Below are 15,300 nucleotides of genomic sequence, written 5' to 3'. Positions count from 1 at the left end.
GGGGCGTTCGGGCGATCTTCGAAGATCAGCCGCAGGCGTCCGGGCCGCCCACAGCGCCGGTGCGGAACGCGGTGATGCGGTCGAATCCGGTCAGGTCGCTGCGACCCCGCGCGTCGCGGGACACGTCGTCGGAGTCGAGCACGACGTCCACCGCCTCGTCGAGGTCGCCGGGCGACAGCCGGGCTTCGTCCCTGCCGAGCCAGCCGGTGTAGGCGCCGGTCAGGCATGCGGTCCGCCGCTCCGCGTCGGCGGCCGTGGTGGGGCGTCCGAGCTCGTCGAGCGCGGCCAGCGCGAAGCGCGAGGCGAGCAACGTCGCAGCGGCGTGGTCGCCCAGGTCGTGGCGCACGCCGTCGAGCCCGGGGCGGTCGGCGACGACCGTCCGCGGTCGCGCGCAGAACGCGACGGGGTGCGCGTTCGCGGTGCAGGAGGCGGCCGGGTCGTCGGAAGCGCGGACCGCGGGCGGCGTCCAGTGCCCGCCGCGGCGGGTGACGTAGTCGGCGAAGAAGGCGTTCGGGGCGTCCGCGCGGAGGATGTCCTCAAGTGCTTCGGCGGACTCGTGCGGGGTGCGGGCGGTCAGGTCCTCCTCGGTGACGGCGGCGCAGCTGCGCGGACCGCGCTGGAAGCCGTCCTGGAACGCCGAGACCCGGTCGAAGGCGGTGCCGTGCGCGTCGGAGCTGGTCGACGCGGTGCCGACCGGGTCGCGGAAACCGATGAGCGCGCGCAGCGCCCCGTCGAGCTGGGCGGCGTCCACGTGCAGGTGCGGGGCGTGGCCGTCGGTGACCCAGCGGACGAACGAGCCCGAGTAGCAGTCCGCCATCGCCTCGATCCGCACCGGGTGTTCGGATCCGCCGATGTCCACACCGGAACGCTGCTGCACCGCGTGTCCCATCTCGTGCGCGAGCACCACCGCCACCGAGGCGTCCCCGTAGTGCTCCCGCAGCACGGGCAGCAGTGCCGCGCGGTCCCAGGCGATGGTGTCGACGGTGGCGCAGTAGTACGCGTTGCCCTCCACGTCCTGCGGGGAGGCCGAGCACGGCGGCGGTGCGCCCTTGCCGTTGGTGTCCACGGAGAAGAACCCGCCGTCCAGGTCGTGCCAGGACTTGTCGAACACCGCCGGGAACTGCGCGGACCAGTACGCCTGCACGTCGGTGACGACGGTGGCCGCCAGCCGGTCGGTGTCGCCGCGGTCCGTGCCGTGCACGAACGACGGGTCGACCGGGTGCACGGCCACGGCAGGCGGGCCGGGCGGAGCCGGGGACGAGCAGGCGGCGGCGAGGAGCACGACCACCGACGCCGCGATTCGCAGGGCACGCACGTCCCCAGCTTCGCATCGGGGGCCGGGTGTGACCGTGACGGTATCGGCGCACGGACGCGTCCGCGCCGAGATATGGTCCGCTCCCGTGAGAGCCGTCCACCGCTTCACCGTGCGCGCCCACCTGCCGGACCAGCTGCAGGCGCTGGGAACCCTGGCGACCAACCTGCGCTGGACCTGGCACCCGCCGACGCAGGACCTGTTCGCCGCGGTCGACCCCCCGGTGTGGTCGGCGGTCGGCGGCGACCCGCTGCGCCTGCTGGCCGAGGTGCCCGCCGGGCGGCTCAGCGAACTCGCGCGCGACGAGGACTTCCTGGCCCGCACCCGGGCGGTCGACGACGACCTGCGCCGCTACCTGACGGTGCCGCGCTGGTACCAGCAGCGGCTCGACGAAGGCGCCGTGCTGCCGACCTCGATCGCCTACTTCTCGATGGAGTTCGGGCTCACCGAAGCGCTGCCGAACTACTCCGGCGGGCTGGGCGTGCTGGCCGGGGACCACCTCAAGGCCGCCTCCGACCTGGGCGTGCCGATGATCGGCGTCGGGTTGCTCTACCGGTCCGGGTACTTCCGGCAGGCGCTGTCCGCCGAGGGCTGGCAGGTCGAGCACTACCCGGTGCTGGACCCGCGCGGCCTGCCGCTGGAGATGCTGACCGACCACTCCGGTGAGCCGGTGCTGGTGCACGTCGCGATGCCCGCCGGGCGCACGCTGCGCGCCCGGATCTGGAAGGCGCAGGTGGGCCGGGTTCCGCTGCTGCTGCTCGACAGCGACCTGCCGGACAACGACGACGACCTGCGCAGCACCACCGACCGGCTCTACGGCGGCGACGCCGAGCACCGCATCCGCCAGGAGATCCTCGCCGGGATCGGCGGGATGCGGGCCGTGCGCGCCTACTGCGCGCTCACCGGCCACCCGCAGCCCGAGGTGTTCCACACCAACGAGGGCCATGCCGGGTTCCTCGGCCTGGAGCGCATCCGCGAGCTGCTGGAGGACCCGGGCCTGCAGTTCGAGGAGGCGGTGGCCGCGGTGCGGGCGGGCACGGTGTTCACCACGCACACACCGGTGCCCGCGGGCATCGACCGGTTCCCGGTGGACCTGGTGAGCCACTACTTCGGCGACGGCGCCCGGGAGGCCCTGCTGCCCGGGGTGCCCACGCAACGGGTGCTCGCGCTGGGAGCCGAGGAGAACCCGGGCATGTTCAACATGGCGCACATGGGCCTGCGGCTGGCCCAACGCGCCAACGGTGTGTCCGAACTGCACGGCAAAGTGATCCGGAAGATGTTCCGGAACCTGTGGCCGGGGTTCGGGGTCGAGGAGATCCCGATCCGCTCGGTCACCAACGGCGTGCACGGACCCACCTGGTCGGCGCGCGAACTCGGCAAACTGCTCGGCGAGTCCGAAATGGACAGCGGGGCGGGGCTGCGCGGGATGGAACCGGTCAGCGACTCGCTGCTGTGGGAGCTGCGGTGCTCGCTGCGGCAGCGGCTGATCGACGAGGTGCGCCGCCGGTTGCGCGAGGCGTGGTTGCAGCGCGGCGCCTCGGACCTCGAACTCGGCTGGTGCGACTCGGTGTTCGACCCGGACGTGCTCACCATCGGCTTCGCCCGCCGCGTTCCGACCTACAAGCGGGCGACGCTGATGCTGCGCGACACCGACCGGCTGCGGGACCTGCTGCTGGACCCGGAGCGACCGGTGCAGATCGTGGTGGCGGGCAAGTCGCACCCGGCCGACGAGGGCGGCAAGGCGATGATCCAGCGGATCGTCAAGTTCGCCGACCAGGCCGACGTGCGGCACCGGATCGTCTTCCTGCCGGACTACGACATGTCGTTGGCCCGATACCTGGTGTCCGGCTGCGACGTGTGGCTGAGCAACCCGGTGCGGCCGCTGGAAGCGTGCGGCACGTCGGGGATGAAGGCGGCGCTCAACGGCGGGTTGAACCTGTCGGTCCGGGACGGTTGGTGGGACGAGTTGTTCGACGGCCACTACGGGTGGGCCATCCCCAACGCCGACGGCGTCACCGATCCCAACCGGCGCGACGACCTGGAGGCCACCGCGCTGTACGAGCTCATCTCCGAGCACGTGGCCCCGCTGTTCTACGAGCGCAACACCGACGGGGTGCCCGGCAAGTGGATGTCGAGGGTCCGGCACACGTTGGCGACGCTCGGGCCGCGCGTGCAGTCGTCCCGGATGGTCCGCGAGTACGTCGACAACCACTACGCCCCAGCGGCGAGGTCGGTGCGCGCGGTGGCCAACGACGGCTACCGCGGCGCCAAGGAGATCGCCGACTACCGGGCGCGGTTGCAGGCCGCCTGGACGTGGGTGCGGATCCGGGACACCGAGATGACCGTCGAGACCGGCGGAACGCCGCTGCTGGGCGGGCAGGTGACCGTGCGCGCGAGCGTCGACCTGGCCGGGCTCGATCCGTCCGATGTGGACGTCGAGGTGGTCGTCGGTCGGGTCGACGACTCCGACGAGCTGCACGACTTCGTGGCCGAGTCGATGCGCCCGGCCGGGGAGGGCCGCTACGAGGCGAGCGTGACGCTGCCGCACGCGGGTCCGGCCGGGTACACCGTGCGGGTCCTGCCGAAGCACCCGCTGCTGTCCGGTTACGCCGAACTCGGCAAGGTTGTCCTCGCGGGCTGAGCCGGGAATCCGCGACCTCGGCGGCTCCGGGGCGGATCCCGGTTCAGCAGACCTGGAGCCGCTGGCGGGTTTCCCGCACGCGCGGCCACCACGGCGCCAGGTGCTCCGCCCGGGCGAGCGCCTCGCGGGCAGCGGCGTTGTCGTGGCGCGCCATGTGCGCGCGGGCCAGGGTCGCGTAGTCGTCGGCCTGGGACAGCGGTGAGCTGTTGTGCTCGGCGCCGATCGCGGCGAGCCGGACCGCCTCGTCCACGTCGCCTTCGATCAGGGCGAGCAGCCCCGAAGTGCCGCTGAGGTCGAACTCCGGGTAGCCGAGGTCGATCGCGTCGCGCAACGCGCGTTTCGCGATCGGCAGCACCTCGTCGCCCGGCAGCTGCCCCGCCTCGACCGCGGCGAATCCGAGGCCCGCCATGCCCGCCAGCAGGTACGACATCTCGCGGGGCTGGGCGTCTCGCGCCGAGACGTGCTGGAGCAGCAGCATCACCGCCTGCGCGTACTCGCCGCGCGCTTCGAGCAGCGTCACCCGGCACGACGTCGTCGCGTTCAGGTCCGGGTGCTCCCGGACGAGAGCGTCCACACAGGATTCCGCGCGCTCGATGTCGCCTTCCCGCAGCGCCTCGTGCGCGCGGGCCGCGAGCGGCGCCGCGCGGAACTCGGTGCGCTCGGGTTCGGGCATGCGGGGCAGGCCGAACAGCAACCAGCCCGTCGACGTCGCCAGCGGCGCCCGCTTCGGCAGGAGTTTGTACAGCATGAACGGGGTCATCGCGATCGACAGGCCCCGTCCGAACGCACTGCCGACCAGCGACCACGACGCGGCGACCGCACCCGTCCCGGCGAGCGCCGAAACCAGCCCGGCCGACCAGCACCGCAGGATCACCGGCGAGCGCCACGGGCCGATCTCCGACCGCAACGTCACCGGCAGGGCCCGGACCGTGATGGTGGTACGGCCCGCCCGCCACGACGCGACGCGCCGCAGCGCCCCGAACACGACGTGCCTGACGCGCAGTCCGAACACCAGCGCCCCGATCAGCAGGCCGAGCTGCGTCACCATCGGCAGCGCGATCACACCCGCGAGCGCACCGCCGAGTCCGGCGACCGAACCGGCGAAACCCGTGCCCGCGACCGCTTCCACCGCGCACACCGCGATCGCACCGAGCACGGCGCTGGCGACCCACGGCCGCAGCAACAGGCTTTTCGCTCGCACAAGGTCAAGAGCGTAGAGGACCCGGCGCCGCCGCAGGGCCGGTTCGCCCGGGTCAGCCCCGGCCGGTCCGGTCGGTGGAGCAAGGGAACTTTCCTGCCATCCCCGCCGCGTTGTCCGGGTCGCAGTGACAGGAAAGTTCCCTTCCTCCCTTCCCCCGGTTGAGTCCGACCCCGCGTGCGGGGCCGTGGAGCGGGGAAGGGAACTTTTCTCCCAGAGGTGGGAAAGCGGTTTCCGCCCTCCGCTTTCCGGAGGGAGGCCGGCAGTGGCGAAGGGAACCTTCCTGCCACGCGTGGCAGGAAGGTTCCCCTGCTCGCTCAGAGCGGTGTCGAGCCGCCGACGCGGACCGGAAGTCCCGCGTCCTTCCAGGCTCGGAAGCCGCCTGCGAGGTCGGTGGCCCTGGTCAGACCGAGGCTTTGGGCCTGGGCCGCGGCCAGGCTGGAGGCGTAGCCCTCGTTGCACACCAGCACGACCGGAAGGTCCGGGCGGAGTCCGGTCAGCCGGTGCGGGCCGGACGGGTCCAGGCGCCACTCCAGCACGATCCGCTCGACGGTCAGCGCACCGGGGATCTCCCCTTCGGTGAGCCGGTCGGCTTGCGGTCTGATGTCGATCAGCAGGCCGCCCTGCTTCTGCAGCGACAACGCCTGGTGCGGTGTGACCCGGTCGAGCTTGGCGCGCGACTCGGACAGCAGGTGGTCCACGCCGTACGGCCCGGTCGAAGGCTCGTCCCGGCGGGGCAGCGGAATCACGGTCACTGTTCCCTCCCGGCACGCGACGTTGAAGTCGTCCGCTCGGGCCGGATCGGCGGAACGTCGGCCAAGTCGGCGTAGTAGTGCACCGGCAGCAGCGGTGGGGAATAGGCGTGCACGCTCGCCGAGTTCACCGAACTGGCGTTGTAGACGCGGTGCGCCCGCCCGCTGCCGAAGCCGATGCTCGATCCGACCTCGTGGTCGACGGTGCGCACCGGTCCGGAGGAATACCGGTAGTCCTCGCGCAGCGCCCCGAACAGGACCGAGAACGATCCGGACGCGCCGCCGTGGTCGTGCGGTTCGGTGCCCTGCCCGGGAGCCCAGGACAGCAGCCACAGCTCCACTCCCGCGGTGAGCGCGAGCCGCGCCCACCAGCGCTGCTGCTCGTCGATGCGCACGACGTCGAGCAGCGGTCCGGTCAGTTCCGAGGCGACCTGGCCGGTGAGGTCGCGCAGTTCGCGAGGTGTCCACAGCGGACGGTCCGGGTGGACGAGGTCGCGGAGCAGGCGGTTGTCCAGGCCGGGGTGCACTTCCGCGGTACCGATCTCCGGCACGGAGTCGGTCGGGGTGTACTCGGACAGCTGGGTGGTTCCGCCGGAATCGTGCTGGTGCACAGCGGTCATGGGGGTCTCCAGGTTCGTGTCAGGCGATGCGGAATGGCGCGACACGAACTCACCGCGGATCGTCGCGGGGAGTGGCCGGGAGAAGAGGATTCGTCGTGCCGCGCGGTGGAGCCCGGTTGTCGGACCGGGGACCGCGTCAGCGACAGGCGGTGGTGACGACCCGGAACAGGTCGATCACGCGATCGCGTGTGAGCAACGAATCGGACACGACGACGATCGTGGCACGGAGCCCCGGGAACCGCCAGCACTCCCGGAGCCGTTCCGACATCTGGACGCCGACCGGGGGCGGCCGGGTCCTCCCCGCCGCAGGGGCGAGTGGGCGGGGCGGAACAATGGGGGACCGGAGGGGACCTGCCGGACACCCGCGGCGGTCCGGACGCCAGACGAACCGGGTGGGTGCCGCGGGCGTTGCGGCCAGTCACGGCTGGGAGGTTGACGTGGAGGACCTGGTCATCCACATGGATGGCGTCGGTGTTCGGCGGGGCGATGCCACCCTGCTGTCCGACGTGAACTGGGATGTCGAGCTCGACGAGCGGTGGGTCGTGCTGGGCCCCAACGGTGCGGGCAAGACGACCTTGCTCAAGCTCGCCGGAACCGAGATGTACCCGAGCGACGGCACCGTCGACGTGCTCGGCGAGCGGCTCGGCAAGACCAACGTGTTCGACCTCCGCCCCCGCATCGGTCTGACCTCCGCGGCCTTCACCGCACGCGTCCCGGGCGACGAGCGGGTCCGCGACGTCGTGGTCAGCGCGGGCTACTCGGTGGTCGGCCGGTGGCGCGAGGAGTACGACGACCTGGACACCGACCGCGCCGCCGAACTGCTCGACCTCCTCGGCGTCGCGCACCTCGCCGACCGGCCCTTCGGCACGCTGTCCGAGGGGGAGCGCAAGCGGGTCACGATCGCGCGCGCCCTGATGACCGACCCCGAACTGCTCCTGCTCGACGAGCCGGCCGCGGGTCTCGACCTCGGAGGCCGGGAGGACCTGGTGGCCCGGCTGTCCTCGCTGGCGATGGACCCCGACGCTCCGGCGTCGGTGCTGGTCACCCACCACGTCGAGGAGATCCCGCCCGGGTACACGCACGGCCTGCTGCTGCGGGAGGGCTCGATCGTCGCGCAGGGGCTGCTGGACGACGTGCTCACCGAGGACAACCTGTCCAAGACGTTCGACCAGGACCTGGAGCTCCAGCGCAGCGGAGACCGCTACTTCGCGCGGCGCCGGTGAGCGTCGCGTCACTGCCGTTCCCGGACGCGCCGCGATAGCCTTCCGGCGCAGTCGGTTCGACGAGGAGGTTGCTGCGTGGGCGAGTTCGTCAGGCTTGAGGTGGACGGCGCGATCGGAACCATCCGGCTGGACCGGCCGAAGATGAACGCGCTGAACCGGCAGATCGAGCGCGAGCTGCGGGACGTCGCGGTCGAGGCCACCGAGCGCACCGACATCCGGGCTGTGATCGTCTACGGCGGGGAGAAGGTCTTCGCCGCGGGGGCGGACATCAAGGAGATGGCCGAGATGTCCTACGCCGACATGGTCACCAAGGAGCAGCACGGGCTGTCCGCGGCGATGAGCGCGGTGGCCGCGATCCCCAAGCCCACCGTGGCAGCGCTGACGGGCTACGCCCTCGGCGGCGGGTTCGAACTGGCGCTGAGCTGCGACCGCCGCATCGCGGGCGAGAGCGTCAAGGTCGGCCAGCCCGAAATCCTGCTCGGCGTGATCCCGGGTGCCGGCGGTACGCAGCGGCTGGCCCGGCTGATCGGACCGAGCAAGGCCAAGGACATCATCTACTCGGGTCGTTTCGTGGCCGCCGACGAGGCGCTGTCGCTGGGCATGGTCGACGAGGTGGTGCCCGACGACGACGTGTACGCGGCGGCGCGCCGCTGGGTCGACCAGTTCGCCAAGGGGCCTGCTCGCGCGCTGGCCGCGGCCAAGGCCGCGATCGACGGCGGCCTGGACGTCGACCTGGACAACGGTCTGAAGCTGGAGACGCACCTGTTCGCCGGGACCTTCGCCACCGAGGACCAGAAGATCGGGATGCGGTCGTTCATCGAGAACGGCCCCGGGAAGGCCGAGTTCACCGGCGAATGAGCGGTGTTCGACACGTCCGGGGCGTGCGGTCGGGTGAGGGCCGTGCGCGCTGAAGCGCGCGGCCCGGCGCCGTCGGTACGCGCGGCGGTGTAGGGGACGCACGTGGGGTACCGGTTCGATCTCGACGACGTGGCGTTCCTGCGTTCGCCGTCCGGACGCGACGCGGTCGCCGAACTGTCCGGGCGGACGCTGACCACGGCCTCCCGGCTCGCCGACGTGGCCGCCGCACGCGAGCTCGCCGGTGAGCGCTTCGCCGCCGCTGCGCTGGAGACGGCGGTGTTGCGGCGCCGGGCGCAGTCCAAACTGGACGACTGCGCGGAGTGGCTGTTCACCGACGACGCCCTGCAACAGGCCACCGCCGGAGTGGTCGCCGCGCACCGCGCGAGGCGATTCGCCGGACGTGACGTGCACGACGTCACGTGCTCCATCGGCGCGGACCTCCGTGCCCTCGCCAGGGTCGCGGCGCGCTGCGTGGGTTCCGATCTCGATCCCGTCCGGTTGGCGATGGCCCGGCACAACCTCGATGAGTCCCGGGTGCCCGCCCTGGTGGCGCGGGCGGACGCGCTGCGTCCGGTGACCCGGGGCACCGCGGTCGTGGCGGACCCGGCGCGGCGGGATGACGCCGGCCGGCGCAAGTGGAGCCCGGCGGACCTGGTGCCGCCGCTGGACGAACTCCTCGACACCTACTCCGGGCGGGACCTGGCGGTGAAGTGCGCGCCGGGCCTGGACTTCGACGCGATTCCCGGCGACGCCGAGGTCGAGGTGGTGTCCCTGGGCGGGCAGGTCAGGGAGGCCGCCCTGTGGTTCGGCGAACTCGCGGGCAGCGGGGTGCGCAGGCGCGCGACCGTCCTGGCGGGTGCTGGTGAGGCGTGGACGCTGACCGATGCCGAGCCGGACGAGTGCCCGGTCGGGGACGTGCGGCAGTGGATCGTCGACCCGGACGGCGCCGTGGTGCGAGCCGGGCTGGTGCGGCACTACGCCGCCCGGCACGGGCTGTCGCAGCTCGACCCGCGCATCGCCTACCTGACCGGCGACGAGCCGCCTGCCGGAGTCCGCGCGTTCCGGGTCCTCGAACAGGGGCGCTACCAGGAGAAGGCGTTGCGGGCGCTGTTGCGCGGGCACGAGGTCGGACGCCTGGAGATCCTGGTGCGCGGGCTGGACGTCGACCCGGACGCCCTGCGACGGCGGCTCAAGCCGAAGGGCGGTCGCGACGGCACGCTCGTGCTGACCCGGGTCGGCGACACCGCGATGGCGTACCTGTGCCGCGCGGAACGCACCTGAGTGCGCTCCGTCACGCGTTCGAGCGCAGCTGCGGCCGGGACCTGTGAGACCGGTGAAAACCCAAGGAGAACATCGGGGGCCGTTCTCTATGCTGGAGCCGGTATGGGTACGTCTGCTGTGAAATCCCCTCTCGCCGACCTGCGCGAACGGCTGCCCGAGTTGATGTCGGTCGACCAGCGCAGGCTCCAGCGCCGCATCGACGGTGCTCGCAAGATCCGGGACCAGCAGGCGTTGCAGGCGGTTACCGCCGAGATCGCCGATGACGTCGAGGCGGCCGAGCGCAGGGTCGAGCAGCGGCGCGCGAACGTGCCCGCGGTCGAATACCCCGAAGCGCTGCCGGTCAGCCAGCGCCGGGACGACCTGCTGGCCGCGATCCGCGACAACCAGGTCGTGATCGTCGCCGGCGAGACCGGGTCCGGGAAGACCACGCAGCTGCCCAAGATGTGCCTCGAACTCGGGCGGGGCGTGCGCGGGCTCATCGGGCACACCCAGCCGCGGCGATTGGCTGCCCGCACCGTCGCTGAACGCGTCGCCGAGGAACTCGGCACCGAACTCGGCGAGACCGTCGGGTACCAGGTGCGCTTCACCGAGCGAGTCGGGGACGACACCCTGGTCAAACTGATGACCGACGGCATCCTGCTCGCAGAGATCCAGCGGGACCGGCTGCTGCGCAAGTACGACACGCTCATCATCGACGAGGCGCACGAGCGCAGCCTCAACATCGACTTCATCCTCGGGTACCTCAAGCAGCTGCTGCCCCGCCGCCCCGATCTCAAGGTGATCATCACCTCGGCGACGATCGACCCGGACAGCTTCTCGCGGCACTTCGGCGACGCTCCGGTGGTCGAGGTGTCCGGGCGCACCTACCCCGTCGAGGTCCGCTACCGGCCGCTGGTGGACGACTCCGACGAGACCGAGGACGTGGTGCGCGACCAGACGCAGGCCATCTGCGAGGCGGTCGACGAGCTGTGCGCCGAGGGCCCCGGCGACATCCTCGTCTTCCTCAGCGGTGAACGGGAGATCCGCGACACCGCCGACGCGCTCGACCAGCAGAACCGGCCCAACACCGAGGTGCTGCCGCTGTACGCACGGCTGTCGACCGCCGAGCAGCACCGGGTGTTCCAGCCGCACGGCGGTCGGCGGATCGTGCTGGCCACCAACGTGGCCGAGACGTCGTTGACCGTGCCGGGGATCAAGTACGTGATCGACCCCGGGACCGCGCGGATCTCCCGCTACAGCTTCCGCACCAAGGTGCAACGACTGCCGATCGAACCCGTCTCGCAGGCGTCGGCCAACCAGCGCAAGGGACGCTGCGGGCGCGTGTCGGAGGGCATCTGCATCCGGCTGTACTCCGAGCAGGACTTCCTGGCGCGTCCGGAGTTCACCGACCCGGAGATCCTGCGCACCAACCTCGCCTCGGTCATCCTGCAGATGACCTCGCTCGGCCTCGGTGACGTGGAGTCGTTCCCGTTCCTGGAACCGCCGGACCGCCGGCAGATCACCGACGGCGTCACGCTGCTGCACGAGCTCGGTGCGCTGGACGGGTCCAAGAAGGAACTGACCCGGCGGCTCACCCCGATCGGTCGCAAGCTCGCGCAGTTGCCGATCGACCCCCGGCTGGCGCGCATGGTGCTGGAGGCCGAACGCAACGGCTGCGTCCGCGAAATTCTGGTGATCGCGGCCGCGTTGTCCATCCAGGACCCGCGCGAGCGCCCGGCGGACAAGCAGCAGCAGGCCGACCAGAAGCACGCGCGGTTCGTCGACGAGGAACCCGACTCGGACTTCCTCACCTACCTCAACCTGTGGCGGTACCTGCGTTCCCAGCAGAAGGAGCTGTCGTCCAACCAGTTCCGCAAGCTCTGCCGGGGCGACTTCCTGAACTACCTGCGCGTGCGCGAGTGGCAGGACCTCTACGGGCAGCTGCGGCAGATGGTGAAGTCGATGGGTGTGTCGATCAACGACCAGCCCGCCGACTCGGCGCGCATCCACCAGTCGCTGCTGGCCGGGTTGCTGTCGCACATCGGGCTCAAGGACACCGAGAAGAAGTCCGGACCGCAGCAGGGGCGCGGCTCGAACGAGTACCTCGGGGCCCGCAACGCCCGCTTCGCGGTGTTCCCCGGGTCCGCGCTGTTCCGCAAGCCGCCGCGCTGGGTCATGGCCGCCGAGCTGGTGGAGACCTCGCGGCTGTGGGCCCGGGTCGTCGCGCGCGTCGAGCCGGACTGGATCGAGTCCCTCGCCCAGCACCTGGTCAAGCGCAGCTACAGCGAACCGCACTGGGAGAAGGACCGCGCCGCGGTCGTCGCCTACGAGAAGGTCACGCTCTACGGGGTGCCGCTGGTCGTCGCCCGCAAGGTCAACTACGGGCGCATCGACCCAGAACTCAGCCGCGAGCTGTTCATCCGGCACGCGCTGGTGGAAGGCGACTGGGACACCCGGCACGCCTTCTTCCACGAGAACCGGGCGCTGCTCGCCGAGGTCGAGGACCTGGAGGAGCGGGCCCGCCGGCGCGACATCCTCGTCGACGACGAGACGTTGTTCGAGTTCTACGACGAGCGGGTCGGCGCCGAGGTCGTCTCCGGGCGGCACTTCGACTCCTGGTGGAAGAAGGTCCGGCGGGAGCAGCCCGACCTGCTCAACTTCGAGAAATCGATGCTGATCAACCAGGAGTCGGCGGAGGTCACCGACCACGACTACCCCGACTTCTGGCAGCAGGGCGCGCACCGGCTGCGGCTGACCTACCAGTTCGAGCCGGGGGCCGATGCCGACGGCGTCACGGCGCACATCCCGCTCGCCGTGCTCAACCAGATCACCCCGGACGGGTTCGACTGGCAGATCCCGGGGCTGCGCGAGGAACTGGTGACGGCGCTGCTGAAGTCGCTGCCCAAGGCGGTTCGGCGCAACTTCGTCCCGGTGCCCGACCACGCCCGGGCCGTGCTGCACCGCATGACGTCGCAGGAGATGCCGCTGCTGGACGCCCTGGAAGAGGAACTGCGGCGGATGACCGGCGTGACCGTGCACCGCGCCGAGTGGGACCTCGACCGGGTGCCCGATCACCTGAAGATGACCTTCCGCGTCGTCGGTCGCAAGGGCAAGAAGCTCGCCGAGTCCAAGGACCTGGAGGACCTCAAGCAGCGGCTGCGGCCCGAGCTCCGGGAGGAGATCTCGGCGGCGGCCGACGACGTCGAGCGGACCGGGCTGCGCTCCTGGGACTTCGAGCGGCTGCCGCAGGTCTTCGAGCAGCGGCGGGCCGGGCATTCGGTGAAGGCGTACCCCGCGCTGGTGGACGAGGGCGGCACCGTCGGGGTGCGGATGTTCGACACCGAGGAGGAACAGCGCCGCGCGCTGTGGGACGGCACCCGGCGCCTGCTGCTGCTCGCCGTCCCGTCCCCGGCGAAGTCCATCCAGCGCGGGATGAGCAGCACGACCCGGCTGGTGTTCGGCGGGAGCCCGCACGGTGACCCCGCCGACGTCCTCGACGACTGCGTCGCCTGCGCGGTCGACAAGCTGATGGCCGACAACGGCGGACCGGTGTGGGACCAGGACGCCTTCGCCGCGCTGCGGGACAAGGTCCGGGCCCAGCTGGGACCGGTGACCGCCGGGGTGGTGTCCGCGGTGGAGAAGGTCCTCGCCGCGGCGCAGCGCGTCGAGACGATGCTGGCGGACCGGCCGAAGGGCGCCCCGGCGGACGCGCTCCGGGACATCCGCGGTCAGCTGGACGGGCTGCTCTACCCGGGTTTCGTCACCGCCACCGGGTGGGAGCGGCTGCCGGACCTGGTGCGCTACCTGCGCGCGGTCGAGATGCGGTTGGACAAACTGCAGTACCACCCGCAGCGCGACCGCGAGTGGATGGCGCAGGTGGACGAGGTCGCGCAGCGCTATCGGGAACTGCTGGCCCGGGTGCCGCAGGGACGTTCTCCGAGCGGGGAGCTGCGGCGGATCGGGTGGATGATCGAGGAACTGCGGGTGAGCCTGTTCGCGCAGACGCTCGGCACCGCGCATCCGGTGTCGTTGAAGCGCATTCACCGCGCGATCGACAAGATCGCGGACTGATCCCCGGATGCCGCCGCGGATCGTCGTGGCGGCGCGGTGGAGGGCGGAGCGGACGTGCGCGTGCATGGCGGAATCCTCCCGGTGCCGGAACGGTACGGTCCGATGTGGACGGAAGTGCGGGTCGGACCGTTGACGATGCCTCGACACCGAGTTTCCACGCTCGAACACCCGTTTGCATCACTCGCCGGAGTGGATCTCGGGACACCCGAAAACGCCGGAGCGGCGGGGGAATCGCGTCGCGGCGTCCGCCCGCCGAACATGGCGCTCGTGGCCGGGTGTTCCGCCGTCCGCCCCCCGGGGAGCGTGGGATTCCGAGGGTGGCGGGGAGGTCGGCGACGTCAGAGGGCGGGGGACACGGTCACGCCGACGGCGCCCGGGCCGGTGTGGGCGCCGATGATCGCGCTGGTCTCCTCCATCGTGATCCGCCGGACCTGGGGGAGTTGCGAGCGCAGCTCGCCGAGGACGCGCTCGGCGCGCTCGGATGCCTGGAAGTGCTCGACGCCGACGTCCACCGGGCCGCCCCCGGCGCGCTCGACCGCCGTGCTGACCACCTTCTTGAGAGCCCGGTCGGTGCCGATCCCCTTGGCGAGCTGGTCGACCACGCCGTCCTTCATGGCCAGCACCGGCTTGATCGACAGCGCGTGCCCGAGCCACGCCTGGGCGCGTCCGATCCGGCCGCTGCGCTGCAGGTACTCCAGGGTGTCGACGTACAGCAGCTGCGTCGTGCTGCGCAGGCGGCGCTCCAGGACGCCCATCACGCCCTGCGGGGTGGCGCCGGCCGCGGCCGCTTCCGCGGCGGCGATCACCGGGTAGCCGAGGCTGAGCCCGACCAGGCGGGAGTCGACCACGTAGACCGGGATGCCGATCTCGGCCGCCGCGGACCGGGCGGATTCGCACGTGCGGGACATCGCCTCGGAGATGTGCACGGAGATGATGGCCTCGGCGCCTGCCGCGACCGCGTCGGAGTAATTCCAGAAGAAGGCGGGTGCGGGAGGTTCGCCGGTCTCCACCTGGGCGCCGCCGCGCATCGCCTGCGCCAGCTGGTCGTGCGGGACGCGGCGTTCGTCGTTGTACTCGTCGCCGACCTTGAGCTCCAGCTGGACGACCGAGATCCCGAGTCGGCCAGCGAGTTCGAGCGGCACGGAGGCCGTCGAGTCGGTCACGATGGCGACGCGTTGACGCATGCGCACAGGCTACTCATATGCAAATCGCATTCATATCGACCCCGTCCTCCGTGTTGGGTCCGGGGTTCCGGTGTGCGCGGAGGGTGAGGACGGTCACCGCAGGAAGCTGGTTGCGCTTGCGCTACCGGTGAGTAACATCCTGGGTGGTTGGTATCACTGTGCTTTTCGCATGGTGACATGG

10 protein-coding genes are annotated in these 15,300 nt (G+C 71.5%); 5 read left to right on the top strand and 5 right to left on the bottom strand.

Going from position 1 to position 15,300, the window contains the following annotated elements; all coding sequences use genetic code 11:
* Nucleotides 1–25 precede the first annotated feature (25 nt).
* Nucleotides 26–1,315: a neutral zinc metallopeptidase gene (locus NV263_RS25370; protein ID WP_263249133.1), complete on the bottom strand. Its 1,290-nt coding sequence runs from the start codon at nt 1,313–1,315 to the stop codon at nt 26–28.
* Between the two features lie 85 nt (nt 1,316–1,400).
* On the opposite strand from NV263_RS25370, the gene glgP reads away from it, so the two are divergent.
* Entirely contained in the window at nt 1,401–3,953 is a 2,553-nt protein-coding gene (gene glgP, locus NV263_RS25365; protein ID WP_263249132.1) for an alpha-glucan family phosphorylase, read from the top strand.
* 43 nt (nt 3,954–3,996) lie between these two features.
* On the opposite strand, the gene NV263_RS25360 is transcribed toward glgP, so the two are convergent.
* The 3 genes from NV263_RS25360 to NV263_RS25350 form a co-directional block, all read right to left on the bottom strand.
* The gene (locus tag NV263_RS25360; protein ID WP_263249131.1) at nt 3,997–5,154 is read right to left on the bottom strand and encodes a tetratricopeptide repeat protein; all 1,158 of its coding nucleotides are present in this window, start codon (nt 5,152–5,154) and stop codon (nt 3,997–3,999) included.
* 314 nt (nt 5,155–5,468) lie between these two features.
* Nucleotides 5,469–5,906: a rhodanese-like domain-containing protein gene (locus tag NV263_RS25355; RefSeq protein WP_263249130.1), complete on the bottom strand. Its 438-nt coding sequence runs from the start codon at nt 5,904–5,906 to the stop codon at nt 5,469–5,471.
* Complete coding sequence (locus NV263_RS25350) at nt 5,903–6,523, bottom strand: cysteine dioxygenase (protein WP_263249129.1); 621 nt, start codon at nt 6,521–6,523, stop codon at nt 5,903–5,905. The genes NV263_RS25355 and NV263_RS25350 overlap by 4 nt, the downstream gene beginning before the upstream one ends.
* Before the next feature lie 458 nt (nt 6,524–6,981).
* Here NV263_RS25350 and NV263_RS25345 point away from each other — a divergent pair, with 458 nt between their 5' ends.
* From NV263_RS25345 to hrpA, 4 genes are all read left to right on the top strand, one after another.
* Nucleotides 6,982–7,746, top strand: coding sequence for an ABC transporter ATP-binding protein (locus tag NV263_RS25345; RefSeq protein ID WP_263254364.1), 765 nt, complete (start codon nt 6,982–6,984; stop codon nt 7,744–7,746).
* Between the two features lie 75 nt (nt 7,747–7,821).
* Nucleotides 7,822–8,604 (top strand): enoyl-CoA hydratase/isomerase family protein, encoded by a 783-nt coding sequence (locus tag NV263_RS25340; protein ID WP_263249128.1) that lies wholly within the window; start codon nt 7,822–7,824, stop codon nt 8,602–8,604.
* 102 nt (nt 8,605–8,706) lie between these two features.
* Nucleotides 8,707–9,885, top strand: a complete 1,179-nt coding sequence (locus NV263_RS25335; RefSeq protein ID WP_263249127.1) for a class I SAM-dependent methyltransferase — start codon at nt 8,707–8,709, stop codon at nt 9,883–9,885.
* A 102-nt stretch (nt 9,886–9,987) separates the two neighbouring features.
* Nucleotides 9,988–13,935, top strand: a complete 3,948-nt coding sequence (gene hrpA / locus NV263_RS25330; protein ID WP_263249126.1) for an ATP-dependent RNA helicase HrpA — start codon at nt 9,988–9,990, stop codon at nt 13,933–13,935.
* A 338-nt stretch (nt 13,936–14,273) separates the two neighbouring features.
* Here hrpA and NV263_RS25325 read toward each other — a convergent pair whose 3' ends face one another.
* Nucleotides 14,274–15,119, bottom strand: a complete 846-nt coding sequence (locus tag NV263_RS25325) for a DegV family protein (RefSeq protein ID WP_263249125.1) — start codon at nt 15,117–15,119, stop codon at nt 14,274–14,276.
* Nucleotides 15,120–15,300 lie beyond the last annotated feature (181 nt).

Origin of the sequence: Saccharopolyspora rosea (genome assembly GCF_025643595.1) — a bacterium.
GTDB lineage: Bacteria > Actinomycetota > Actinomycetes > Mycobacteriales > Pseudonocardiaceae > Saccharopolyspora > Saccharopolyspora rosea.
This window is presented reverse-complemented; position numbering and strand designations above follow the sequence as displayed.